Below are 25,680 nucleotides of genomic sequence, written 5' to 3'. Positions count from 1 at the left end.
GCATCACACCCGGCTCACCTATCTTATCTCTTCAGCGATCGCCTGGCTGAGGGTTTGTTTGTCTTTGAATTCTGCCCAGTCGGTATTGTTCATGATTTTACGCATCAAATAAGCTAGGGCGTAGTCGCCGTTAGGATGACTCATGAGATGGTCGGCTAAATCAAAAATAATCTGGGCTAATTCCGGGCCTAATTTATCCATCAGAGTTTGTCTCTCGGTTTGGAGAGATTCTTGTTCTCGGACTTGCATCTGCCACTGACGATCAAAAAATTGTTCAATCGAACTACTTAAACCTAGCCGGGTTAAGAGTTCCCATTCTCCCGCGTCGCACCAAATGCCCTCACAGTGGGGACACCGTTCCACAAAAAAAGGAGGTTGGGTTTTAACGGCTGCACGGGAGAGATAACGACTACACTCGGGACACAATCCCGCTCGACTGTCGAGGGTAGAGGGTTGAAAGTTAGAGTCAACCCCTTGGAGGAGAACATCAGGAGTCGCGGTTTTAGGAGGGTGTTGAACTTGCCATTGTTTATAGCTGTCACCCGGGAGCCAGCGTCCTTGACACTGGTCACAACAGAGAGCGGAGATATCCCCTAATTGCTTTTCTTGCAGAATCGGTTTTCTGCATTTCGGACATTCCACGGATTCGTTTTCCTCCATAAATTTCACCGATTGCTCCCTATTTTAAGGGGTAGGAGGCAGGATGGAAAAACAGTTTTTGGCTTGAGGGAGGCGTTATTCGCAGCAGTTCAAGAATTGCTGACAAAACTGCTGGAGTTGATCTATACGCTGACGGCAGAGAGCCAGACGCTGGGAAAAGGTTGATTTTTGGCGCGATGCTTGCAAGAATAAGACATCGGTTTGTAGTAACCGCAGAGCGCGATGGATCTCGGTTAGAAGAGATTGTTGACGGGGTGCGATCGCCAGATTTTCAGCTTCCAAATTCTCTAGAGATAAGTTTTCTTGAACAAGAGTTTGCAGTTTAAGATAGTGCAAACGAACTTGTTTAAAGTCTGGCTCCGTCAATTCTATAGACTCTTTTAAGGTGATTAGGGCTTCCAAAAATTGTTCAGATCCGTCACGATAAGGGGAAGACAACATACAATAGGGTTAAAAACAAGAATACACTTGTTACCACTATACTTGAAGTCTCCTAATAAGTGCATTTGTTTTAATTCATTGGCACTGTTTTAATTCATTGGCACTGTTTTAGTCTCGCCCTATTCTGTCTTCGGTTTTTCCTCTGCTCTGTTAGCTTAAGCGTTCACCTGTATTCAGAGTTTACATTCAGAGTTCAACCTTTCCCGATTGTTCCATCTGGGCTAATATTGGGAACTCTGAAGTTACATCAATTCCATTGTCTCTGTAATAACCCGACTGGTTAATTGTCTGCACTGAATCTTCCCTGCAAATTTGGGACACTGCTCTATCACTGTTTTTTCTAACTCATTTCTCTCACAGATTAAGTCGTTATACCTTTACCGCCCTACCTTTGGAGTCGCCATGAATGTATCTACACTTACCCAAAATACCCTCGTTAATTCTACTCCGCTTTCTGCCATAGCTTCTCGGATTCCTGAGAAGCTGGAATTTGAGGTGGAATTGCCGGATTGGTTAAGTCGTTACTTGCTTTCCTATCAAGAAAATTCCGATGCAGTACCAGATCCGGATATATCCTTAATTTGTCGGGCGTTTATGTTTGCCTATACTCTTCATGAGGGGCAATACCGCAAGTCAGGAGAAGCCTATATTGCCCATCCGGTGGCTGTAGCGGGATTATTGCGGGATTTAGGGGGAGATAGTGCCATGATTGCGGCAGGGTTTCTCCATGATGTGGTAGAAGATACGGAGGTAACACCGGAGGAAATTGAGGAGCGTTTTGGGTCAGAAGTTCGGCAGTTGGTGGAAGGGGTAACAAAACTTTCGAGCTTTAATTTTTCTAGCAAAACAGAACGACAAGCCGAAAACTTTCGCCGAATGTTTTTAGCCATGGCGCAGGATATTCGGGTGATTGTGGTCAAGTTAGCTGACCGTCTCCACAATATGCGCACGTTGGAGTATTTACGCCCGGAGAAACAAAAAAGAATTGCTCAAGAAACCCGGGAAATTTTCGCGCCGTTGGCCAACCGTTTGGGGATTGGTCGTTTAAAGTGGGAGTTAGAGGATTTATCGTTTAAGTATTTAGAACCGACGGCCTACCGGGAAATTCAAGAACTGGTGGCGGAACGGCGCATTGACCGAGAAGAACGGATTAGTGATGTTATTGCCTTAATTCGCGAGCGTGTGGGCAGTTTAGGGATTAAGATTGTAGAGATTCAGGGTAGACCGAAACACCTCTACGGGATTTATAAAAAAATGGATCGCCAACAAAAGGCGTTTCATGAAATTTATGATATTGCGGCGGTGCGAATTATTACGGACACTAAGGATAGTTGTTATCGGGCTTTGGCAGTGGTGCATGATTTGTTTAAACCGATTCCGGGGCGGTTTAAAGATTATATTGGCTTGCCGAAACCGAACCGTTATCAATCTCTACATACAACGGTTTTAGGAACAACGGGGCGGCCGTTAGAAATTCAGATTCGCACGTTAGAAATGCACCATATCGCGGAATATGGAATTGCGGCGCATTGGAAGTATAAAGAGGCGGGGGGATCGGAGTTTACCCAAATCAGTTCTGATGATGAAAAGTTTACCTGGTTGCGTCAATTGTTGGAGTGGCAAAATGACCTAAAAGATGCTCAGGAATATGTGGAGAATCTGAAGAGCAATCTGTTTGAAGATGATGTTTATGTGTTTACGCCTCAAGGGGATGTGATCTCTTTGGCACGGGGTGCAACGGCGGTAGATTTTGCCTATCGCATTCATACGGAAGTGGGCAACCACATGAAGGGGGCGCGGATTAATGGCCGTTGGTCGGTGTTGGATAATCAACTGCAAAATGGCGACATTGTGGAGATTATTACGAGTAAAAATAGTCATCCTACCCTAGATTGGTTGAATTTTGTGGTGACACCGAGCGCCCGGAATCGGATTCGTCAGTGGTATAAGCGATCGCACCGGGAGGGAAATATGGCCCGAGGTCGCGAGTTGCTGGAGAAGGAACTGGGGAAAAATGGTTTTGAAGCGTTGTTAAAGTCTCACCCCATGCAGTTGGTGGCGGAACGGTTTAATTACCAAACGGTGGACGATTTATTGGCCGCTTTAGGCTATGGGGAAGTGACGCTGAATGGTGTAGTGAACCGTTTGCGGGATGCGGTGAAAGCCCAGCAGACTCTATCGGAACCGCCTTCCCTGTCTCAGGAGTTGACTCAAGTCCAAATGCGGGCGACTCAGCCGGAGGTCTGTAGCAATGCACCGATTGCGGGGGTGGAGGGACTGTTACACTATATCGCGGGCTGTTGTAGTCCTATTCCGGGAGAACCCATTTTAGGGGTGGTGACGCGGACAAAGGGGATTTCCATTCACCGTCAGGGCTGCCCTAATGTGGAGAAGGTGGAAGGCGATCGCCTGATTCCGGTAAGTTGGAATCCTCTGGCTCATCACGGCCGTTGTCAGACCTATCATGTCAATATCTCGGTGGAGGTGATTGACCGGGTGGGGATTATGCGGGATATTCTAGCCAAACTGAGTGATCAGAATATCAATGTGACCAATGCTAATGTGGTGACGAACCCCGGAAAACCAGCCGTGATTAACTTGGGGATTGAAATTCGCGATCGCCATCAACTCGAACTGACTTTTAACCATATTCGACAGATGAGTGATGTGTTAAATTTACGTCGAATCAGTGAATGCAGCGAGGACTAACCCGGGAAGCGGCTGAAATGACAGTTAATTTCAGCCAGTGCTTCTCATCCCTCATGCCCTCCCTGATCAAATCCCTTTGATCTTGCTCCTTAATTCTTGATGCTTCGCTTGCTTCTACCCTTTTTATCCTTCTGCCGTCGGCGTGGTACTTTCTTCCTCCTCGCCGTCTTAACTTGTTTACTCAGTCTCCTACCCCTTGGGGGGCTATGGGCTAGAAATCCGGTTCTCCCTCGGGATATCCAAGGCCACTGGGCGCAACACTGTTTAGCCCATATTGTGGAACAGGGGATTATAAAACCCTTTGGTGATCGAACCTTTCGCCCCAATGTCCCCATGACGCGGGGGGAATTTGCCACGGTGATTAATCGGGCGTTTCCCGATGCCAGTCCCGTGCGCTTTTTCCAACCCGACCGTTTTATTGATCTACCCGATTGGTATTGGGCGATCGCACCCATTCGCAACAGTTACGAAAGGAACTTTCTCTCCGGGTATCCTAACCGCCAATTTGCCCCCCTACAAAACATTCCCCGGGTTGAAGTGATTGTGGCGATCGCATCTGGCTTAAACCACTACTTCCCCCGCAACCCTACCGACTTCATCCTCAACACCAGCTTTAGCGATGCCGCCAACATCCCCCGTTATGCCCATGACATCATCGCCGCCGCCACCGAACAAGATTTAATCGTCAACTTCCCCGACACCCGCCAACTCAACCCCCGCCAACTCGCCACCCGAGGAGAAATCGCCGCCTTCCTCTGTCGCGCCCTCGGGGACTCCACCCTCCTCCCCCCCCAATACATCGTCCGCAGTCCCGCCCCACCCATCCCCAACTTCCTCCCCCCACCCCCCACCAGTCCCCCAGCCATCCCCGCCCTTTAGGGGGAGGGCGAATCTTGACAAGTTAAGGGAACAGGGAACGGGGGAATAGGGAGTCGGGAGTCGGGAATCGGGAGTCGGGAGTCGGTGTAGGGGCGCAATGCTTGCGCCCTAGGGAATCGGGTGTCGGGAATCGGGAATCGGGGAAGAGGGAATAGGCAATAGGGAATAGGGAGTAGGGAGTAGGGAGTAGGACGAATAGAAATCTCCCCCTCTCCCCTGCTCCCCTGCTCCCCTGCTCCCCTGCTCCCCTGTTCCCCGTTCCCTAGCCCCACGAGCAGAGTTATTCAGCAAGCCCGAGTTATTCAATAAAACATAATCCGACGCAGACAGAAGGAGAGAACGGAAACAGTGCAGACTAAGACTAACTGACGGGGGAAAAAATAAACGGAATAGCGAATAATATCGCTAATGAGAGCCATTAAACCCTCCCCAATGGGACTTAATAACTGAAGTCCGGCTAAATAGGTGATTCCGGTGAGATGAATCATGGCCAAGCCACAAAGACAGCTAAAGGCTAAGGATTCCAGTTGGGCTTTGGCGCGCAGGGCGAGGGAACCACAAATCCAGGCCCCTGGAATAAAGCCTAAAATATAACCAAAGGTTAATTCTTGAATATACCCAGGGCCACCCCCTTGGGTGAAAATGGGTAGACCGATTAAGCCTAATAAAACATAAACGACTTGGGAGAGGGCCGCCGCTTGAGCGCCTCCCATGCAGCCGACAAATAAAACGGCGGCAATTTGAAAGGAGATTCTGAGGGGGATGACGACTACCCCTTGTTCTGACCACTGCCAAGGAAAATTGGTGGCCGAGGCTTCAATAAAGGTGCCACCAATGGTTAAGACTAAGCCAATGGCTGCCCAGGCCAGTTGATGGGGAAAGGATAACCGACGCTCGTTAGGGCGGCGGGGCTGGGAATGGGCTGTTCTGGGTCTTCTAGTGCGACGGTTTATACTCACCGGGAACAGGGGCTTCTCCTCCTTGTAGTCCTAATGCGTTTAACAGGGCAGCGTCTTCTTCGGGGGGTTGGCCGAGGGTGGTGAGGTAATGACCTACCAACATGGCGTTAATTCCGGCTTTCAGGCCGAGATGTTGTAATTCTCCCATGACGGCTTCCCGTCCTCCAGCATAGCGGAGAATTTGTTGGGGGAGCAGGAGTCGGAAAATTGCGATCGCCTTTAAAGCCTCGTAGGGGTCTAAACGGTGGCGGTCTGAGAGGGGGGTTCCTGAGCGAGGATTGAGTAAATTTAAGGGAACAGATTCTACTTCTAACTCCCGTAAGGCTAGGGCTAAATCTACCCGATCTTCCCAAGATTCGCCTAAGCCCATAATACCCCCGGTACAAGCTTGAATTCCGGCAGCTTTCAGGTTTTTGATCGTTTCGACGCGATCGCGCCAGCTATGAGTGGTGACAATTTCCGGGAAATAGTTCTCAGAAGTCTCCAAATTGTGGTTATAGCGCGTTACCCCCGCTTCCCGCAGCGCTTGGGCTTGTTCTGGGGTCACTTCCCCCAAAGCACAACAGGGTTTAATCTCCGTAGTGGCAATAATTTCCCGCACTGTAGCCAAAATCTCTTCAAATTCTTGGGACTTAGGACTACTATATTTTGGCCCCCGTCCCTGACTGACTAAGCAAAACCGTTTAGCCCCGGCCGCCGCCGCCGCTTTCGCTTGTTCTAAAATCTCAGCTTGAGGCTTTAAACCATAGATCGGGGAATCTTGCCCCGGATGGTGAGCCGATTGGGAACAAAAACCGCAGTTTTCCGAACAATTCCCCGACTTAACATTAATAATGCTGCACAAATCCACCACATTTCCACAGCAAGCCTGACGCACCCAATCCGCCGCCTCACAGAGCAGTAAGATATTTTCGGGTCCGGTAATCTCCGTTAAACTCAAGGCTTCCGATTTACTGAGTTGTTCCCCCGCAATCACTCGTTCTGCGAGTTCTGCTAACCAGTTTTTTAAAGCCTCTGGTTCTGTGGGGGGGGTTTGTTTGATGACTGTTTGAACCACGTTTTCCGATACTTTTTTACTAACAATAGTATGATCCATTGCTGGATATTTAGCCGACTATCCCCAAGCTTGTCAGGCAATTGTATCATCTTCCTGGGGAGAAGAACGGAAAAGCAAGGAATTCCTCCGAAGTGAAGATAGACATTTCCCAGCCTCTAAGCTAAAGTGGTAACGAGTATGAATAAATAGCCATCAACTGACGGATGCACAAAAATTGACGGATGAACAAGACTAATTTGCCCTTGTCCCAGTCTTCCCAAACTCAGACAAAAGTCGCTTTAAAGCCTATTCGTTCTTTAGAGGATGCCTATGAACGCTGTCAAGTGTTGGGGATGCGTCTGAGTCGTCAACGTCGCTATATTTTAGAGTTGTTATGGGAAGAACAAGAACACCTCTCCGCCCGAGCAATTTATGATCGTTTGAATCAAAAAGGGAAAGGGATTGGTCACACTTCGGTTTATCAGAATTTAGAGGCTTTATCGAGTCAGGGAATTATTGAGTGTGTAGAGCGCTGTGATGGCAGACTGTACGGCAACATCAGCGATACTCATAGTCATGTTAACTGTTTAGATACGCAACAAATTATTGATGTCCATATTGAGTTACCCGCCGATTTATTGGCGCAAATTGAGGAGCAGACGGGGATAACCATTACCGAGTATCGGATTGATTTTTACGGCTATCGTCAACAAGAGTGCTAAAGTTGGATTCGAGTACTTTGAGTTCTTTGTCCCGATACAAACTCTATGGCCAAACTTTCCGTTGAATTGAACCGTTACTTTTTCGAGGAAGACCGTAACCCGGAAGTCACATTTTACGATATTCTCACCCTAGCCGGAGAACGAGTATTCGGGATTCTTTTTGTTCTGCTGTCCTTACCCTCAGCCTTACCCGTACCTGCTCCGGGTTACTCCATCCCTTTTGGTGTGGTTATGTTTTTATTAGCGGTTCAGTTAATGGCAGGGAGAAAACGTCCTTGGTTGCCGGAACGGATGAAACAGTCCACCGTGCGCTTAACCACCGCTCAACGCATTGTCAAAAGTGGGATGCCTTGGTTGCGTCGCTTGGAATTGTTCACCAAACCCCGATTAGTGACCATTTGTACCAGTTTTTCCGGGCGTGTGGTGATTGGGGTAGCGATTTCCTTGATGGCCATTTGTATGATGATCCCCATCCCGGGAACCAATACCCTCCCAGCTATGGGGATTTTTATTACAGGGTTTGGTTTAGTAGAAGATGATGGCATCATTACTTTGATGGGTTTAGTCGTCTGTCTAATGGGTGGATTGTTGGCTGGGTCCATCTTTTTTGCTCTCATTTGGGGGGGGAGTAATTTATTGGAGTTACTCAAAGAGTGGTTAGGACGATCATGAATGGGGTTTAAAAGAGTGTGTCAGGAGGAAGGGAATTCCTTTGAAAACTCCTGACTCACCCTGTGGTGATTCCCAAGTTACTTGGAAAAAAACAATTGCAAAACTGATGAGTGATACAATTTTCGCGAAAATTATCCGCCGGGAAATTCCCGCTAATATTGTCTACGAAGATGATCTCTGTTTGGCCTTTACCGATGTTAACCCGGTTGCACCGACTCATATTCTGTTAATTCCTAAACAACCAATTCCCCAACTGTCTCAGGCTAACCCGGAAGATCATCGCTTGTTAGGTCATTTATTAATTAAAGTTAAAGAAGTGGCTGCACAGGCGGGACTAAGCAATGGTTATCGCATTGTGATCAATAATGGAGAGGATGGGGGACAAACTGTGAATCATCTCCACCTCCATATTTTGGGTGGTCGTCCCTTGGCTTGGCCACCGGGTTAGGGTGGGGGGGATCAGGGGTGTTGCTCGATTGCCCCAAAAGGCTGTACAATTAAAAGTTCGGGTAAAATTTTGGTTCGCTCTGTACCAAACCCCCTATCGCCAAACCTCTGAAAAATTTGCGCCAAGCCGCGTTAGTACGATTAGGAGAAAGAAGATTATATGTCTCGTTATAGAGGACCTCGTTTGCGCATCACCCGCCGTCTAGGGGAATTGCCGGGTTTAACACGGAAAAGTAGCCGTCGCAGTTATCCCCCTGGACAACATGGACAGAATCGGCGGAAACGTTCTGAATATGCCATCCGTCTGGAGGAAAAGCAAAAGTTACGGTTCAACTATGGTGTTTCTGAGCGCCAGTTAATTCGTTATATGCGCCAAGCGCGTAGAGCGACGGGATCAACAGGTGAACGTCTGTTGCAATTGCTGGAAATGCGTTTAGATAATACGGTATTCCGCTTGGGAATGGCGGGAACGATTCCGGCGGCTCGTCAGTTGGTGAATCATGGTCATGTGATGGTGAATGGTCGTGTGGTCGATATTGCCAGTTACCAATGCCGTGCGGGAGATGTGGTTACGGTGCGGAATAAGGAGAATTCCCGTCGTTTGGTGGAAGCTAATATGGAGTACCCCGGTTTAGCGAATCTACCGAGCCATCTGGAATTTGATAAACAAACCATGACGGGTAAGGTGAATGGTATTGTTGAACGGGAATGGGTGGCTCTCAATATCAATGAACTGTTGGTGGTTGAGTACTATTCTCGCAAAGTGTAGTTTTTTCGTTCTTACCAAAATATGGCGCGGGAATGCTCCACCCATCGCTGACAGGCTTGGGTGGAGGCGCGCTGTGCGCCTAGTTTCCTTCCTTGAAAAACCAGCTATCTCCCAGAGATAGCTGGTTTTTTAAGTTTTTTAAGACCGAGTGTCTGCCATCTCAAAGGTCTTCGTAAAGCGGCATGGTTTGACCGCGATAGTTTTCTAGGTGATAGCCATTCCCTTGTTGATGGACTTGTTGCTCCCAGAGGGGGATTTTACCCAGTTTGGTGGTGATGATATATTGGGGGACTGCAAAGCCTGTCATATAGCCTTGTAGACCGCGCATAATGGCTCGTCCGGTTTCAATACTAGGGACAAAATGAGACACTCCAGTGACGTTATCGCAATGATAGAGATAGTAGGGACGAACACGAATTTTCAGGAGACTTTTGAGTAGATCCCTCATGGTTTCGAGGTTGTCGTTAATGCCTTTGAGAAGGACGGTTTGATTTTGGACGACAACGCCGTGACGTAGGAGGCGATCGCAGGCCTCGGCCGAGGCGGGGGTGATTTCCTTGCCATGATTGAAGTGGGTATTTAGCCAGATGGGATGGTAACGATCCAACATTTGGCAAAATTTGGGGGTAATGCGTTGAGGCAGCAAGACAGGATAACGGGAGCCAATACGAATAATTTCAACGTGGGGGATTTTCCGTAAGGTGGCAATAATCCACTCAAGTTTTTCATCACCGTAGGTCAGGGGATCTCCTCCCGTGAGTAAAACATCCCGGATTTCAGGGTGATCATGAATATAGCGGAAGTCTTGATCCCAGGCCAGCGCTTCGTTTTGTTCAAAATAACTGCCTTCTAGGTCGGTGGTGTGGTATTTGCGGGTACAGTGACGACAGTAGACAGCACAAGCTTCTGTGACGAGCATGATCACCCGATCGGGATATTTATGTATGACGCGGTTCGTTTTGCGATATTCTGTGTCTCCGACGGGATCTTCTGAAGCGTTGGCAAAGGTTTTGAATTCTCCGAGTTGGGGAATCGCTTGTTGGCGGATGGGACAGCTGGGATCGTTGCGATCCATCAAGGAGGCATAGTAGGGGGTAATACTCCAACGGTATTTTCCTTGACATTGCGCGATCGCCTCTTCCTCCTCTGGTGTTACGTTGACCCACTCCCGCAATTGTTCTAAGGTGCTAATTCGGTGTTGCAGTTGCGATCGCCAATCTTCCCAAACCAACTGACGTTTTTGGGTGTTCAACATGAGCAAAAATCTCCATAATTTGGATAGTTTCTGGATTTTGTTAAATTACTTCGCCCCCTCCTCTTATCGTTTCTGAGTGTTTTTTCTCAGAGTAATGAGGAGTACAAGGTCAGAGAGATGCACAGCCAATTAAGCTACGTTGTTTTTCTAGTCTACCCACAAAAACGACTCAATGACCACTCACCCCTCATTCCTAACCAGTAATCTCCTTTCCCCGTTCAGAGCAAGCACACCTAATCCGGAAAACTTTCACAAACCCGTTTCAGAAGAACCTAAATCATCTCCACCTTGCTCAGACAATTGCCGACGTTTTTTAATCTCTCGCGCTTTCTTTTGTAGGTCAGAAAAAAAATCTGTTTCGACAATTTCTTTCACTTGCTTCGTTCTTTTTACCTGATCAATTTCGATTTTTAGCTCCGCCACTTGTCTTTTCAGTTTCTCTTCCCGTTGGCGAACCTTATCAACCATCATTTCAAAAACATTCGCCAGAATCGAAATTTCATCTAACCAGCGTTTTCTCTGAAAAAATGCAAAATCATGTTCATATTTAGCTTCCCCAATTTCTTTAGCCATTTGGGTCAGTTGTAAAATGGGCTTCATAAAGAAATCTGAAGCAAAATAAACTAAAATAAATAAAGAACCATAGGTTAAGCCAAAGGCAATAATCACACGCTGGCGAATAGCGCGTTGAACTTCAAACACATGATTGGCTTCAATATCAGCCCCTAATAAACCAATTACATTCCCTTGACTATCCTTTAACGGGGTATAAGCAGAAAGCCAACTTCCCCATTGATCGGTGTAGAGATCCCGAATCACTGTCCTTTCTTCTTGAAAGGCTTTTAAGTGTTCTGGAGAAGGAGCATTAGGTTCTAAAAATAATAAGGCTCGTTCTGGATTATAAACCCACAATGAATCAACTAGATAAATAATTTCTAGCTCTCCTTCCTCGACTTTTGGTTCTCCAATGCGGCGATTAGTGGCAGGATCACCTAATAACATAGTATAGGGATAAACCCGAGGTTCAATACTATGAACCGTTTTAAACCAGTTGAGTTGTTTCTCATAAATAGGTGCATGGGAGTAGCCGACAAAATTTCTTTGACCTACTTCATACAACCGCAAAGATTCATCACCATTTACCTTTTTTACAGCTCCCAGTGCGGTGTTTTGTAAATCCAACTTAAGTCGTTCTAAAGCTTTTTCTGTTGAGAAGCTATAAAACCAGTAAAAAGCAATGGTAAAAACTCCACTAAAAAGTAGCGTAAACCCTAACAAGAGTTTCCACCGCAAACTAAATATTTTTTGTTGACTGAGACTTTTCTCCTGGGTGATCATGGTTTGAGCTATCCTATATATTTAGCTTGTCCAAAACACTTTTTGCTTTAGAACGACGAGTTAAACGCCAATTGAGCAGACTATTTTCGTAGACAACACGCATTTGAAAAATTGACCAGATCCCGAAAAATGCGGTGAGAATACCTATTCCAATATACCCGTAAAAGGCACTAAAGGGAAGAACATGACGGAATAAAATAACAATTCCAGCTACTCCAGAACCTAGAATTGTTCCCACTGCCAGTAAATACCCGTCCATAAAAATACTGACACGACCTCTGCGCTCTTCTGGCACTAATGCTTGAAAAGATTTCCGCGCAGACTCATCAATCGTATCCCAAGAAAGCCGCGCTAATAAAATCGCCCCAACCCCTCCAACTAAATTCGGATAAATAAGCAGTAAAATAAGTGCTGTGAGCATGGTAAACGGCATAATCAAAAACGTATCTTTTAGGTTAAAATAGGTTAAAATTCTACCCGTTAAGAAGGTTTGTATGGCAAAGGAAAGAAGGGTCATCCCTAAGCGATATAACCCATAGAAGGTTTGATATTCTCCTAATGAACTAAAGGCATTATCAGAAATATCATAAAAGCGAAACTCAATTAAGATGTCGCAAGCGGAAAAGATGAGGATTGACCAAGTTAGAAACTGAAAAGAAGGAACTTCTTGAATAAAATTGAAACATTCCGTCAAGGTATCTTGAACTGATTCGGGTTGATAAAGGGTTTGATCATGAAATTGGGTCGAACTGAGAAACACTTTGACTAAAATATAAGAAAAGAGATAAAACAATACATTAATCAAAATGAGTTCTTCTGGCTCTACACCAAGGGTAGCAAAAACTCCCGGTGCAATGGTAGCAATGCCAATGCCTAGTAATTTTCCTAAAAATCCCCAAGCGGCAATGAGGGGAAAGAGTCGCTTGGCTTCGGCCATATTAAAAATAGAGTTAGCAAAAATCCAAAAAATTAACGGAAAAAATAACCATTGGAGTTCTGCTAGTAAATAAAAGAAAGAATAGTTTAGCCAGTCAGGGAACTTAAAGACAAATAACAGTCGCAACAGGACAAAAATCATCGCAAAAGAAAAGGTCATGCCTCCCATTAAGTTGACGCGGGATAGCCGATCGATAATCAGGGATTTTAAACTAAGAATTCCCAAGATAATTAGATAGGTAATAATTGAGACAAGGAGAAATTGATTAACTCCAACTTTGTTTAAAAAGCCACTGACGGAGGCAATATAGGAAATTTGGACAGCTAGAGAATTACTCCATAGGATTAAGCCTAATGGTAAGACTAAAACCAGTTCATGAGGACGAAGACCAAAAAGACGAGTGAGAAATAATTTCATGTAAATAGCAACGGATAGAATGAAATGATCAAGGTAATTATTCAGATAAGACTATAAGTCTTCTAAATTAAATAATTGATTTTTGAGTAAAGGTTTAGAACGAATTAAACGAGGTTTATAGTAGGTTTTTTGGTTCGTATGATGGGCTTCAATAAAACCTTGTTCGAGAAGTTCTTGTAATAAGATGTGCAGTTTCTGGGGTTCTTGTTCAGTTGCGTTGATTAGTTCCTCCCAAGTCATTGAGCAATGACGAATCATGATTGTTATAAGTTGTCTTTTAACTGGAGAAAGCTCGATTAATTCAAAAATACTTAATCCGGGATTTGACGATGAGTTAAGTTTATTTTCGAGGCTGTTAGCACTAGAAAATTGACGTAAATGGTGAGCAATATCTTGAACAACTTGGCTGTAAGGATGGTCAGGAAAAGAGACGGAAAATATATCTTCTTTTTCAAGGGTTTGCATGGGTTCAGCCCAAGGTAAAATTCCTAAAATTGAGGTATCATAAGCCATTTCGATTTGTTGTTTTAAGAGGGGAGTGTTCAAAGTTTTAGGAACTTGATTAAGCAGGAGGGTAATGTGGGGAATTTCAAGACGTTTGGCAACATCAAGCGTGACAGCCGTCCCTTGAAATTCAGGATAGTCAATACATAAAAGGACTAAAAAAATATCACAGAGGGCAATTAGGGGTAAAGTTTCTTCACTCAGTCCGGGGTAGAGATCAATGAGTAAATAATCAAGCTGGAGATGGGTTGTAATTTCCCAAAGAATCTGGTGAATTTGTTGGACATCACGAAGTTCTGGGGGCAGGGGTTGGACGAAGTTAAAATGATGGTGGATAATGCCTAGATAACCGGGGGCATCTGAGAGAGTGGGGTTGAGGAGTGCGCTGCGATCGCACACTAACTCAGATAAACTCACCTGACCAAGAAAATAATCCTGAAGTAAAGGTTGATGCTCCCCCCAATCTACGCCCAAAGAGGAATAATGGGAACGAGGGGAAAAATGCGATCGCCTCTGAATATCTGTTTCCACCAAACCCACCCGATAACCCTGTTGACCTAATGTCACCGCTAAATTCGTGGTGAATGTAGATTTGCCCGTACCATGACGGAAAGAATGAATAGAGATAATTTGGGGCATAACACTATCCTGATGGCAAGGTCATTAAAATCAAAGCAAAATCCCGTAAGACGCACCAACTCCCTAATTCTTGTTACAGTGGTTTCTGTGCCGAATCAGGGAAATCAGCCAGAGAGAGTTTTCCATCGGGTTCAATTCGCGCTATTCCCTCTGTTGCCACAGTTTCCCCTGTGAGGCCTCAACCCCACCCAGAGAAGGATTGATATGTCAGAAATTGCCCACCCTCACTTTTGGGAAAACCGCTATCAAGAAGGAACATCCCGTTGGGACTTAGGACAAGCTACTCCTAGTTTAATCCACTTCCTCCAGAGTCCAGAAGCCCCCCCTCCCGGTTCGGTGGTGGTTTTGGGCTGTGGAAGGGGCTATGATGCCCTGTTGTTTGGGGAGTTGGGGTATGAGACATTAGGGGTAGACTTTGCGCCTTCTGCGATCGCCCATGCCCAAGAACTCGCCCAAAACTATGATAATCCCGCCCGTTTCCTAGAACGCAATATTTTTGATTTATCCACAGAATTTCCTCAATCCTTTGATTATGTCTTTGAACACACCTGTTTCTGTGCCATCCCCTTAAACCAGCGCCCCCAATACGTGGAACTGGTGCATTCTCTCCTCAAACCCCAAGGGGAATTAATCGCCGTTTTCTTCACCCATACCCGTCCCGGAGGCCCTCCCTTTGGCACCACCCCGGCCGAAATCGAGCAACGTTTTAGCCCCTATTTTGACCTTCTCACCCTCTCCCCCACCCCCCACTCCGTCCCCTCCCGGCAAGGAGAAGAACACTTTGCCCGGTTGCGCAAAAAGTAACCTAGTTTTTCATCCTGGCCGATTCATGGGATCTACCCCAGTCTTGCCACCTCTTCCACCGACAAACATAAAGCCTCAGCCACCTGTTCCACACTTAAACCCATTGCCAACAGTTTAGGAATTGCCTCTCGTTGACTTTGTTCAGCACTATCTGCCCGTTGGCGTTCCGCTTCCGCCCGTTGGCGTTCGAGTTTAGCCAACTCACTCCCCGTCAGCAACAAATTCCCCTCAGTATCCCACCAACGTAACCAGTGCTGAGTTTGATTTTGATAACTTCCCTCCCACACCCCCAACTCCACCCCCATCGTAGCAATGGGATAATGTCCACGCTCATTAGGCTCCAAACGGTGGTAGCGACCATTCAGCCAGTTATACACTTCTAACTCATTCGTTTGAATCAGATAAATTGCATAATAGGGAATACGAATAATCCGCTCATAAACCCAGAACTTCCCCGGTTTTTGCTTAACACCGTCCGGCAAACGAGATAAAGGAGTATTATCTCGTTCTTCAGAACCATCCCCACTCGCAAATTCAATCGCAATAAACGGAACAATATACTCCCGCCACAACACATAAGAACGGCGATATTGCCCATCTAATCGGGGTGGAACATTGGGAACATAGAACCAATCCGGGGCCTCAGCGCCCCGTTCCGGGGGATCCGTTTCCCGCCAATAAATACCAGAATCCTGGCCGATTGCATATTGTCCATCAGGGTGGAGAGCTTGCAGGGTGCTTTCCAGAGAATCAGTGAGTAAAATACTCTGGGGATGTTCTTGAAAATTTTTCACAAACGTTCCGTCAGATTCAGGTAATTGAGTATGATCGGGAAAAGCAGGCGGTATGATTGTCCGGTCTACGCTTTGGGTCATGTCTATCCGCGAGGTTAAAGGACAGATGTTTTCTGTGACTATCTTAATTCAATTATACTGTTTTCTTGTTAGGTTGCACTGGCGCTTCACCCAACCTGTAACCCCTTTTCTACCCACTGGGAATCAGGGCTGATCCGTTGCTTTGGGCGGATTAGGCGATTCCTTGGGAAGGCTACGCCTTTTTTGAATCTCTCTCTTTGTCCACCACCAAGCCCCCAGAGAACAGATAATACTCCCAACCAATGCCATTAAAAAAGGATGAGGAAGAGTGCAGGGCAATTGAATTTTTTGCCCATTGGGGAGATACCAAGGTTGGGTGATTAACCCCGACGTTGAAGCCACAATAGCACCCGCCGCAATACCCACCCCCACCGCTTGGATTTGGTCTTGTAAATCTTGGTTAGCTTCCGCTTGATCAATTTCCACCAAGCCCCGAATCGTATTAATCCCCTTATCTGCCCAATTAGAACCTTGATCAAAATAGCTCAGATCATCCTCAATCTGGGTTTTTAAAGTCGCCGCATTTTTTGTGCCGAAGCTTGACAAAAACGACAAATCATGATTAGTTGCTTTGTCTTGAATATTGGTAATTTTTTCCTTGTAATTATGATGATTAATACTCAAAGTTGAATGCCAGTTTTTTAAAGAACTGAGGCTTTCCATATACTCTAAATCGAGTTTAGGCAGTTTCTTGAGTTGGGTTTTGAGATAGGTTAAATCGGAGGTTGATAAACGGGCTGATTGTTCGTTAACGTTGAGATGTTGAGGGATTTCAGAGAAAATATTTTTAATCTCCTGATATTGTGCCTTAACCTTGGCAAAATCAGCCCGACTTTGTTGGTAAGCTGTAGTGATTTTCTGGCGATATAACCAGAGGTCAATCAATTGTTGATAAAAATAGCCCAAATTTTCATCAGCCGTACTATCTAAAAAAAGCCAGACCAAATAATGTTCAATTTTTCCCTGTGAGTTGGGATGTTTAGGCGAACCATACTCAAAAATCGGACTGCCAAAAAGTTGGCTTGCTTGATAAAGTGGCGGAACATATTCATCATGGAGAAATTCTTTCAGGATATTATGAGCGATTTTTTGCCACTGTTCACGCTGTTTCTGTTCTGGTGGGAGAAGCCAAGCCGTTAAAAGGAGGGTTTGCCCTAAGTTACTATTAACTTTTTCAGGGCGTAAGACTTGTTGAGGATTAAACTCTTTAAAAACAGCTAAATTGACAGGTTTTGTCGGTTGATTTTGCTCATCTTTTTCTGGAATTCGCAGGTTTAGGGCTAAAGCATAGCTATCATAAATTAGGACAGGGCAAGCTATTCCGGTGATATCCGTAACCGGGCTTTTAGCGGATAATTTACCGTTGAAGAGTAAAAATACTCCTGATGCTTCATTTGGGGTTAAATAGGCTTTAATGTCGAGAGGGCTGGGTCTAGGTTCTAGATGTAGGGATAGATGAAAAGCGGTTTTAATAGTTTGGTTATAGTAATTCCAAAGATGCTCTGGGTTGTTTTTTTCGGCGAGATGAAAGGTAAATAGATGAACGTTAGGAGCATAAATTTGAGTCATTTTTTCTCATGGTTTGGGGAAAGCATTGTTAGTTAATTTGATTTGAATGGGGAGGGATTAATCAATATTTAGCCATTGGTTTTTGGGTGATTTGTTGGGTTGAGCTTTTCCTGTGCCGAACCTACGGGATTTATCTTTGGGGGGGATTGGGTGGGGTTTGATTTTGTCGCTCTTGTCGCAACTCAAACAGATTTTGACGAATCGTTGCCTCGTCAATTTCTGAGAGAGCCTTTTGTTGACTCACCTCTCGGTTCTCTTGAGCATATAAGCGGAGTGAGTCCCATTCTTCGTCATAGGTTTGTAGCCATTGCTGCATCACTTGACAAATGTCTGTTGTGTCTTCAAGGGTGTTGAGAATTTCATCCAACGCCTTAAGCGCATCAGGAGAAAAAGCGTTAGGTTCTGCTTGAAGATATTGGGGTAAAATGACGATGAGTTCTTCAATATTCATGGCGTTTTAGTTTGGTTCAAGGATATATTAACATTAAGATGATCCGTAGGTTAGGCACAGGAAAAGCGCAACCCAAAAACCTACTGGGAAAGATGGGGTTACATTTTATTCTAGCCAAAAACCTACTGGGAAAGATGGGGTTACATTTTATTCTAGCCAAAAACCTACTGAAAAATGTTGGGTTACATTTCATTCCACCTAACCTACAAAGTCGGAGGTTTTACCTTGAGCATAAATAACTTGAGCGGAGTTCAAAATATTGGCTTTCCGAATTGGATTAGAACTTTTTTCGTTAATATTCATCGGTGGTACATAAGTTCATCCAGAGAAATCGGCTAAAATATCTTGAATTTGCTCTACCGTAATATCATCTTGTTCGGATTTAGTATAAATTGTTAACAGCAAAATACTGGTTTCTGATTCCAGTAAATAAATGATGCGATAGCCACCACTTTTACCTTTTTGGATATTACTATTCTTGGCTCTAACCTTGTATACATAAATATTCTCGCCAAATCCTGCAAGACGATCCCCTAAGACACATCCTTGTTTTAAGGGTTCAATCACAGCCTGAGTGTCACACCGAATGTTTCTATATTTTTTAGCCAATTTTTTGAGATTATTGCGATACTCAGGCGTTAAATCAATTTGAACCCGTCGAGAGTTATTCGGCATCAATTCCCTCCCACATTTGTTCTAAGGGGATTCTTTGACCTGCTTGAGCTTCTTGCAAGGCTCGTCTTAAACTGGCCTGAATCTCTTCAACAGGTGTATCGTCACCATCGGATTCATTGTCAGATTCGCCTTCATCCGATACCAAAAGGATCACTTTAACGCGACTCTCCGATTTAATTTCTAAGGGTTCATCAAGTAATAGTTTACCCTCTGCATCAATTCTTCCCATTACTTCAAAGGCTTTCATAGCTTCTCATCAATTATTAAGGAGCGAGTATTCTGGCATAATGCTATCATTTTAAAGCGATTGGTAGGTTAGGCACAGGGAAAGCGCAACCCAACAACCAACTGGGAAAGATGGGGTTACATTTTATTCTATACAACAACCTACTGGAAAATGTTGGGTTACATTTCATTCCACCCAACCTACAAAGCCATCCGTAGGTTGGGTGGAGCGACAGCGCAACCCAACAACCAACTGGGAAAGATGGGGTTACATTTTATTCTATACAACAACCTACTGGAAAATGTTGGGTTACATTTCATTCCACCCAACCTACAAAGCTATCCGTAGGTTGGGTGGAGCGATAGCGCAACCCAACAACCAACTGGGAAAGATGGGATAACATCTCATTCTATACAACCGACAAAGTTTAGAAACCAATGGCACAAAAAGCCGCCCAATAATAAGGGTTTGTGAACAGTTTTTTCTGGGGTGGATACTGCCTTTCTGGATACTCTTGATTCAGTTTCTCCCTTAAAGTGGGGGACACTGTAGCCGCCCATTCTCTTAAGCTTTGTAGTGGCGTATCTCGTAACCAGATTTGAGCCTCTTTGAGGGCGAGGGGGACGGTTTGACCCTCTTTCACCTTCTGGTAGAAGCGAATCATCAGGAAGGCGGTGGAGATGTCCGCCACTGTCCAAAGGGTGCTTATCACGTTGGGAGAACCCGCCAAAATGAAGCCACTGGGCAGGCCGATATATTCATCACTGCTGGAGGTGGGGTCTGTTACCCCGGTTTCGCAGGCGGAGAGGGTGACGAGGCGGCAGTTGCCCAGGTCGAGGCGCAGGATGTCCTCTAAGGTGAGGCACTTTTGCAGGTCGAGGAATTTGTTTTCTTTAAGGGGGAGGTAGCGGGTGGGGTCGTCGGGTTGGGGTGGGGGGGTAAATTCGCTTTGGGCGAGGATGAGGGCGGATTTGAGGGCTTCTTGAAAGTTGAAGTAGCCATGACAGGAGAAGTGGGCGCAGTGGGCGTTTTTCAGGGAGTCTTGGGTTTTGGGTTGGCTGGGGTTGGAGTCGAGGATGTTGGTTTTTTGGGCTTGGTGGTGTTTGAGGGTGTGGGAGGGGTTAAAGAGGGTTTGGATGGTTTCCACTTCTATATCGGTGAAGGAGAGGTCTTGGGTGGGGTTTTGGATGGCGAAGAGTTGGTTAAAGTGGGGGAGTTGGTTGATGCGGTTTTGGGCTTGTTGCAGGACTTGGCAGTTGGGGGCGTAGGCGACTCCTTGGGGGAAGAGGTCTTGTAGGCATTGACTCTTACCGTCTTTGGTGATGACGGGTAGGGCGTGGAGGGGGAAGAGGTGCAGGTAGCGGTGGGGGATGAGAATGAGTTTTTGGCAGGTGGGGAATTGTTGCAGGAGGTTGGAGAGGATTTCATCGAGGTGGAGGATTTGGGGGAGTTCTGGGAGGCGTTGCTTGAGTTTCGTTCTCCATTGGGTTTTGTTGGTGCGGTAGTCGTTGACATAGGTAATAGTCCAGTCGTTGAGGTTGTTTAGGTCTTCTTGAGAAGATGTCCAGAGGTTGAGGCCGTGGCGGGTGAGGGTGAAGGTCAGGAATTTATCGGGGAGGATGTACCATTCCAAAATGGCGGTTTCTTCATCGAGTAACTTTTGCATTGCCTCGAAATGCAGGGGTTTATAGGGTTCGAGTTGTTGTTTTTCTTGTTGCAGTTGGTTGAGGTGGGTATAGTCCGGGTTCTCGTCTGTTTGTAGGCGGCGGTCTTCTTGGCTAATGGCAATTTTAAGGGCTTGCAACCGTTGGCGGGTGTTTTCGGGTATCACGCCCCCCGGATAAGCGTCACGGGTGGCCATGAGTTCGACCAAGTTCCGGGCTTTGCTACGGTCTGCGTATTCGATGGCATCAGTGTATCTGCCTAATTCTAGGCACACTTCCACCATACCGCGATAAACCTTGTTCCATTCTTCATTAAAGTTGCGTTTATAGCCTTCACTATCGGCTTTAATTTCACCTCGGAGATATTCCACCTGGTCTAGGGCTTCCTGGAAGCTACGGTAGGCATTTTCTAGGGCTTGTTGTGTCTGGGTGGGACTGTTCCCAGCTAGGCGAGATTGGGCTTGGTAGGCAAAACCAAAGTTATTCAAAGTTCCTGCTAAGTCGCGGGCTAACCCCAACCGCCGACTAATCCTTGCCGCTTCATCGCAAGCAGCGATCGCACTTTCGAGATTGGCGGAGGGGTTGATGCCCATCTGGGCTTGGGTGCGGCGGGCAACTCCCAGGTTATTCAGGGTATCTGAGAGGTCTTTGTCTAACCCCAACCGCCGCCGAATCTCTGCGGCTTCATCGTAGGCGGCGATCGCACTTTCGAGATTGGCGGAGGGGTTGATGCCCATCTGGGCTTGGGTGCCGAGGGCAACTCCGAGGTTATTCAGGGTAGAGGAGAGGTCTTTTTCTAACCCCAACCGCCGCAGAATCCTGGCGGCTTCATCGCAAGCAACGATGGCACTTTTGAGATTGGCGGAGGGGTTGATGCCCATCTCGGCTTGGGTGCCGAGGGCAACTCCGAGGTTATTCAGGGTTCTGGAGAGGTCTTTGTCTAACCCCAACCGCCGACTAATCTCTGCTGCTTGATCGTAGGCGGCGATCGCACTTTCGAGATTCGCTACCGGGTTCATGCCCATCTGGGCTTGGATCATGCGGACAGCGCCGAGGTTATTCAGGGTTGTGGAGAGGTCTTTCTCTAACTCCAACCCCCGCAGAATCCTGGCGGCTTCCTCGTAGGCGGCGATGGCACTTTCGAGATTGGCGGAGGGGTTGATGCCCATCTCGGCTTGGGTGCTGCGGGCAACTCCGAGGTTATTCAGGGTATCGGAGAGGTCTTTGTCTAACCCCAACCGCCGCCGAATCTCTGCGGCTTCATCGTAGGCGGCGATCGCACTTTCGAGATTCGCTACCGGGTTCATGCCCATCCGGGCTTGGATCATGCGGGCATTGCCGAGGTTAGTCAGGGTTTCAGAGAGGTCTTTCTCTAACCCCAACTCCCTCTGAATCCGGGCGGCTTCATCGCAAGCAACGATGGCACTTTTGAGATTGGCGGAGGGGTTGATGCCCATCTCAGCTTGGGTGCCGAGGGCAGCCCCCAGACTACATTGCACTATTGCCCAATCTTCGGGATATTTTTCACGAGTATAGACTTTTAATGCTGCTTTATAATAGCCAATAGCCTGTTCTATATTTTCAGCTTTACTCCCGTCAACCTTATTTAAATAAATATCTCCCAATTTAATTAAAACATTAGCAGCCCATTTTTCTGTTTTAGTTTCTCTGTATAGATCACCTGCCTGCAAATAAGATTTAATTGCCTCATCAATCCAGTTCAGACTCCGAAAACATTGCCCCAACATATAATGAGCATTGGCTTGTTTATATTTCTCCCCCAACTCAACCGCTAAATCTAAAGCCAGCCCAAAATATTCAACTCCCCGCTCCCATTCCTTGAGATCCTTACAAACACACCCCAAATCATACAAACAAGACCGCTCAGAAACCCTATCATTCAACTCCCGCACAATCCCCAACCGTTGCTCCTGCGCCTGAATTGCCTCCTCATACCGCTTCAAACTACGACACAAAGAACCGATATAACCCAACGCTTTAACCGCCCAATCCTTCACCCCCAATTGAACATATAAAATCACCGCCTGCTGATAATCACTAATTGCCGCTTCCTTCTGGTCTAAATTGTGATAACATTGCCCCAACATATAATGAGCATTTGCTTCATTTTGCTTCTGCCCCAACTCAACCGCCAAATCCAAAGCCAGCCCAAAATATTCAACTCCCCGCTCCCATTCCTTGAGATCATTGTAAACACACCCCAAATCATACAAACAAGACTGCTCAGAAACCCTATCATTCAACTCCCGCACAATCCCCAACCGTTGCTCCTGCGCCTGAATTGCCTCCTCATACCGCTTCAAACTACGACACAAAGAACCGATATAACCCAACCCTTTAACCGCCCAATCCTTCACCCCCAATTGAACATATAAAATCACCGCCTGCTGATAATCACTAATTGCCGCTTCCTTCTGGTCTAAATTGTGATAACATTGCCCCAACATATACCGACAATTGGCAATATTCCGGCTTTTCTCATTCCCCTCCTCCAAACCTTCAGCCACTGGTAAAGCCGACTCAAAACCCGATAACGCCTCCTGATATTGCCCACTATTAAACCGCAACACTGCCAAATCATAACGATTGGAATATTCCCCCGCCCTATCCCCCAAATTTTCCAACAAACTCACCTGCATTTCAGAAAAAGAAATAGCCTTTTCTGTCTGCTGCAATTGCTTAGAAAGATTAATTAAATCATTCAATGTTCCCTTGAAAACCGTCTTATCTTCCCACTCCTGCACCAACCCTAAACGCCGTTCAAGATAACTCAAAGCCTGCTCTAAATGACCTAACTGCCACTCACTATATCCCACCCAACCCAAGGCTTCTACCTCTTGGGTCAAGTTCCCCAACTCTCGACATAACCCTAACCACTGCTCAAAAATAAGCCGCGCCTGCTCGTAATTCTGAACCGCATAATAAGCTCGTCCTAACCATTCTAAAATAGCATTTTGTTCTTCTAAATTCCCCAACTCTCGCTGAATCTCTAAAGCCAATTCATAACAATTAATTGCTGGCTGATAATGGGTTAAGGTAAAATAATTAATCGCCAGATTTTGCAAAGCATTTCCTTCATCCTGACGATTCCCCAACTCCCTCGCTAAATTCAGCCACTGCTGACGATATTCAATCGCCAATTCATGCTGCCCTAAACTGGCATAACTTGCCCCAATCCAACCCACTGTATAACTTTCCCCGGCTTTGTCGTTTAAGTCCCGAATAATGGGCAATCGTGCTTGATAAGCTTCCAAAGCGTCGGTATACTCCCCTAGGGAGTAACAAACATCTCCCAGCCCAACTAAAGCATTACTTTCCCAAATTTTATTCTCAATTTGGCGACTAATTGCTAACCATTGATTCAAATAACGAAGAGCAGTTTGAGATTCACCTAAACCTCGATAAAGATATCCTAAATTGCCCACAGCCTGACCTTGCTGCTGGATATCCCCTAATTCCTCAGCAATCTGCCGTTGCTGCTCAAAATAATCAATTGCTGGGGGATAATCTCCCTTTTTCAACCAGTAAATTTCTGCTAAAGCTCCTAAAATCTCAGCCTGCCAGTCTTTGCGCTCCACCCTCTGGGCAAGGTCTAACTGTTGATTGCGCCGTTCAATGGCTTGGTCAAAGTCTTCTTGTAAAATAAACCCATTGACTAAATTACTTAAGGCCGTGATTTGATGAGTTGGATCGTCCAGTTTTTGAGCAATATCCAATTGCTGCTGGTAATAACCAATAGCTTGGGGATATTCTGCTTTGACTTGATGGACAGCCCCTAAGTTTTGTAAAGCTAGAGCCTGAGAAACTAGAAGCTCAAGAGATTGGGCGGCGGCCAGTTGTTGCTGATAATAATTTAAAGCCTGCTCATAGTCTTTGAGGTTTAAATAACAAGACCCTAACCCCCAAAAGGCTGCTAATTGGGTCGGTTCATTTTGAATCTCTTCCCCCAACTCTAAACATCGACGATAATAAGTTAGTGCGGCTTCATAATCGCCTTGATTGAAAAAGACTGCCGCCATTTTAACTAAACTATCCCCTTGGGAAATCCTGTCCTCCATCTCTCCGGCCAGATTAAATTGTTCCTGATAACAGTTCAGAGCGAGTTCATAGTTCTGCTGGTTTAAATAACAACTTCCTGTTAAGTCTAAACTGGCCAGCTTGGTAACATTATCGCCAACAGATTCACTGTATTTTAGGGCGGCGGCACTACATTCTAGGGCTTGACTAATCTGCTGTTGGGCTAAATAACAAGCGCCTAACACTAACTGACTCCGGGCTTCTGTGCGGCGATCGCCTATTTCCCCTGCTAAGGCGATCGCCCTCTCACTAGCCCCAATGCCTTCTCCCCAATCCCCCAGTTGCTGGTAAGTGGAAGCCAAACCCCTAAAAATCAAGGCCTCTTGTGCCGTATCCCCCAAATCTTCGGCGAGTTTTAACGCTTCTTGCCATAAGCCCAATGCCTGCCCCCCCAATCCTTGCACGACCCACAGCCAAGCCACGCCTTGCAGTGCCAATCCTTCCACATCCCGAAAGCCTTGAGAGCGGGCAAGCTTTAAAGCGGTTTGATACGCTCTTTCTGCCTGTCGATAATCCCGAAAAATCAGGTTACGATCCCCCAAACTGACCAAAGCTCTCGCTTTAATCCAAGCCTCTTCTTCCCCCTTCTCCAAGGCTTGGTCAATCCATGTTCTCGCCTCCCCATAGTTGCCTTGATGATAAGCCACCTGAGCGCGACCACAGAGCGCCAAACCTTCACCCCTCAGATAGTCCCTAGACTGAGCCAGCGTGAATAGTTCCTCAAAGGTTTGAAGCGCTTTCTCCCACTGCTGGACTCGGTTATAAGCTAACCCCAAATTCCCCAAGGCCTCACACTCTGCCGGGGAATCTTGCCGCTCCCTTGCTTCTTGCACCTGTGCCTGTAGCGTAGCAATGGATTGGGGAGGGATTGGGTTATTCATGGGGATAATCTAGACGAGACAACCTTTCTCTAAGGTAGCCGGAAGGATAAGAG

At 46.2% G+C, this 25,680-nt stretch carries 21 protein-coding genes and 1 pseudogene; 7 read left to right on the top strand and 15 right to left on the bottom strand.

What is annotated here, in order from left to right; translation table 11 throughout:
* Window positions 1–18: 18 nt before the first annotated feature.
* Both SPI9445_RS0116490 and patD read right to left on the bottom strand, forming a co-directional pair.
* Complete coding sequence (locus tag SPI9445_RS0116490; protein WP_017305880.1) at window positions 19–660, bottom strand: TFIIB-type zinc ribbon-containing protein; 642 nt, start codon at window positions 658–660, stop codon at window positions 19–21.
* A gap of 75 nt (window positions 661–735) precedes the next feature.
* The gene (patD, locus tag SPI9445_RS25920) at window positions 736–1,101 is read right to left on the bottom strand and encodes a heterocyst frequency control protein PatD (RefSeq protein ID WP_017305879.1); all 366 of its coding nucleotides are present in this window, start codon (window positions 1,099–1,101) and stop codon (window positions 736–738) included.
* A gap of 402 nt (window positions 1,102–1,503) precedes the next feature.
* On the opposite strand from patD, the gene SPI9445_RS0116480 reads away from it, so the two are divergent.
* Both SPI9445_RS0116480 and SPI9445_RS25915 read left to right on the top strand, forming a co-directional pair.
* Window positions 1,504–3,810 (top strand): RelA/SpoT family protein, encoded by a 2,307-nt coding sequence (locus SPI9445_RS0116480; protein ID WP_017305878.1) that lies wholly within the window; start codon window positions 1,504–1,506, stop codon window positions 3,808–3,810.
* A 99-nt stretch (window positions 3,811–3,909) separates the two neighbouring features.
* Window positions 3,910–4,689: an S-layer homology domain-containing protein gene (locus SPI9445_RS25915; protein ID WP_017305877.1), complete on the top strand. Its 780-nt coding sequence runs from the start codon at window positions 3,910–3,912 to the stop codon at window positions 4,687–4,689.
* Between the two features lie 302 nt (window positions 4,690–4,991).
* Here the strand turns inward: SPI9445_RS25915 and SPI9445_RS0116460 are convergent, their stop codons facing one another.
* On the bottom strand, window positions 4,992–5,648 hold the full coding sequence (locus SPI9445_RS0116460; protein ID WP_017305875.1) for a biotin transporter BioY: 657 nt from the start codon (window positions 5,646–5,648) through the stop codon (window positions 4,992–4,994).
* Complete coding sequence (gene bioB / locus SPI9445_RS0116455) at window positions 5,626–6,744, bottom strand: biotin synthase BioB (RefSeq protein ID WP_017305874.1); 1,119 nt, start codon at window positions 6,742–6,744, stop codon at window positions 5,626–5,628. The genes SPI9445_RS0116460 and bioB overlap by 23 nt, the downstream gene beginning before the upstream one ends.
* 182 nt (window positions 6,745–6,926) lie before the next feature.
* On the opposite strand from bioB, the gene SPI9445_RS0116450 reads away from it, so the two are divergent.
* The 4 genes from SPI9445_RS0116450 (at window position 6,927) to rpsD (ending at window position 9,294) form a co-directional block, all read left to right on the top strand.
* Window positions 6,927–7,406, top strand: a complete 480-nt coding sequence (locus SPI9445_RS0116450; protein ID WP_017305873.1) for a Fur family transcriptional regulator — start codon at window positions 6,927–6,929, stop codon at window positions 7,404–7,406.
* Between the two features lie 45 nt (window positions 7,407–7,451).
* Window positions 7,452–8,078, top strand: a complete 627-nt coding sequence (locus SPI9445_RS0116445) for an exopolysaccharide biosynthesis protein (protein ID WP_017305872.1) — start codon at window positions 7,452–7,454, stop codon at window positions 8,076–8,078.
* A gap of 106 nt (window positions 8,079–8,184) precedes the next feature.
* Window positions 8,185–8,526 carry a histidine triad nucleotide-binding protein gene (locus tag SPI9445_RS0116440; RefSeq protein ID WP_017305871.1) on the top strand — a complete coding sequence of 114 codons (342 nt, stop codon included), beginning with the start codon at window positions 8,185–8,187 and terminating at the stop codon, window positions 8,524–8,526.
* 159 nt (window positions 8,527–8,685) lie between these two features.
* Window positions 8,686–9,294 (top strand): 30S ribosomal protein S4, encoded by a 609-nt coding sequence (gene rpsD, locus SPI9445_RS0116435; RefSeq protein WP_017305870.1) that lies wholly within the window; start codon window positions 8,686–8,688, stop codon window positions 9,292–9,294.
* Window positions 9,295–9,454: 160 nt separating this feature from the next.
* Here rpsD and blsG read toward each other — a convergent pair whose 3' ends face one another.
* From blsG to SPI9445_RS25895, 4 genes are all read right to left on the bottom strand, one after another.
* Window positions 9,455–10,549 (bottom strand): arginine 2,3-aminomutase, encoded by a 1,095-nt coding sequence (gene blsG / locus SPI9445_RS25905; RefSeq protein WP_017305869.1) that lies wholly within the window; start codon window positions 10,547–10,549, stop codon window positions 9,455–9,457.
* Window positions 10,550–10,798: 249 nt separating this feature from the next.
* Window positions 10,799–11,827 carry a hypothetical protein gene (locus SPI9445_RS27725; RefSeq protein ID WP_164674542.1) on the bottom strand — a complete coding sequence of 343 codons (1,029 nt, stop codon included), beginning with the start codon at window positions 11,825–11,827 and terminating at the stop codon, window positions 10,799–10,801.
* A 73-nt stretch (window positions 11,828–11,900) separates the two neighbouring features.
* Window positions 11,901–13,241, bottom strand: a complete 1,341-nt coding sequence (locus tag SPI9445_RS0116420; protein WP_017305867.1) for a hypothetical protein — start codon at window positions 13,239–13,241, stop codon at window positions 11,901–11,903.
* Window positions 13,242–13,292: 51 nt separating this feature from the next.
* A complete protein-coding gene (locus SPI9445_RS25895; protein WP_017305866.1) occupies window positions 13,293–14,384 on the bottom strand; it encodes a MinD/ParA family ATP-binding protein in 1,092 nt (363 codons plus the stop codon).
* Window positions 14,385–14,588: 204 nt separating this feature from the next.
* Between SPI9445_RS25895 and SPI9445_RS0116410 the strand changes: the two genes are divergently transcribed.
* On the top strand, window positions 14,589–15,188 hold the full coding sequence (locus SPI9445_RS0116410) for a methyltransferase domain-containing protein (RefSeq protein ID WP_017305865.1): 600 nt from the start codon (window positions 14,589–14,591) through the stop codon (window positions 15,186–15,188).
* A gap of 32 nt (window positions 15,189–15,220) precedes the next feature.
* On the opposite strand, the gene SPI9445_RS0116405 is transcribed toward SPI9445_RS0116410, so the two are convergent.
* From SPI9445_RS0116405 to SPI9445_RS32280, 7 genes and pseudogenes are all read right to left on the bottom strand, one after another.
* Window positions 15,221–16,063, bottom strand: a complete 843-nt coding sequence (locus tag SPI9445_RS0116405; protein WP_017305864.1) for a Uma2 family endonuclease — start codon at window positions 16,061–16,063, stop codon at window positions 15,221–15,223.
* A 123-nt stretch (window positions 16,064–16,186) separates the two neighbouring features.
* On the bottom strand, window positions 16,187–17,632 hold the full coding sequence (locus SPI9445_RS0116400; protein WP_017305863.1) for a hypothetical protein: 1,446 nt from the start codon (window positions 17,630–17,632) through the stop codon (window positions 16,187–16,189).
* 130 nt (window positions 17,633–17,762) lie between these two features.
* The gene (locus SPI9445_RS0116395; RefSeq protein ID WP_017305862.1) at window positions 17,763–18,083 is read right to left on the bottom strand and encodes a hypothetical protein; all 321 of its coding nucleotides are present in this window, start codon (window positions 18,081–18,083) and stop codon (window positions 17,763–17,765) included.
* A 318-nt stretch (window positions 18,084–18,401) separates the two neighbouring features.
* A complete protein-coding gene (locus tag SPI9445_RS0116385; RefSeq protein ID WP_017305860.1) occupies window positions 18,402–18,758 on the bottom strand; it encodes a type II toxin-antitoxin system RelE family toxin in 357 nt (118 codons plus the stop codon).
* Complete coding sequence (locus SPI9445_RS0116380; RefSeq protein WP_017305859.1) at window positions 18,748–19,005, bottom strand: type II toxin-antitoxin system RelN family antitoxin; 258 nt, start codon at window positions 19,003–19,005, stop codon at window positions 18,748–18,750. The genes SPI9445_RS0116385 and SPI9445_RS0116380 overlap by 11 nt, the downstream gene beginning before the upstream one ends.
* 406 nt (window positions 19,006–19,411) lie before the next feature.
* The gene (locus SPI9445_RS32285) at window positions 19,412–22,561 is read right to left on the bottom strand and encodes a CHAT domain-containing protein (protein WP_475297053.1); all 3,150 of its coding nucleotides are present in this window, start codon (window positions 22,559–22,561) and stop codon (window positions 19,412–19,414) included.
* A 138-nt stretch (window positions 22,562–22,699) separates the two neighbouring features.
* A pseudogene (locus SPI9445_RS32280) lies at window positions 22,700–25,627 on the bottom strand (tetratricopeptide repeat protein); the annotation flags it as partial.
* Window positions 25,628–25,680 lie beyond the last annotated feature (53 nt).

The organism is Spirulina subsalsa PCC 9445 (assembly GCF_000314005.1).
GTDB classification, from domain to species: domain Bacteria; phylum Cyanobacteriota; class Cyanobacteriia; order Cyanobacteriales; family Spirulinaceae; genus Spirulina_A; species Spirulina_A subsalsa.
The sequence above is the reverse complement of the archived record's forward strand: the minus strand, read 5'-3'. Positions and strand labels throughout refer to the sequence as shown.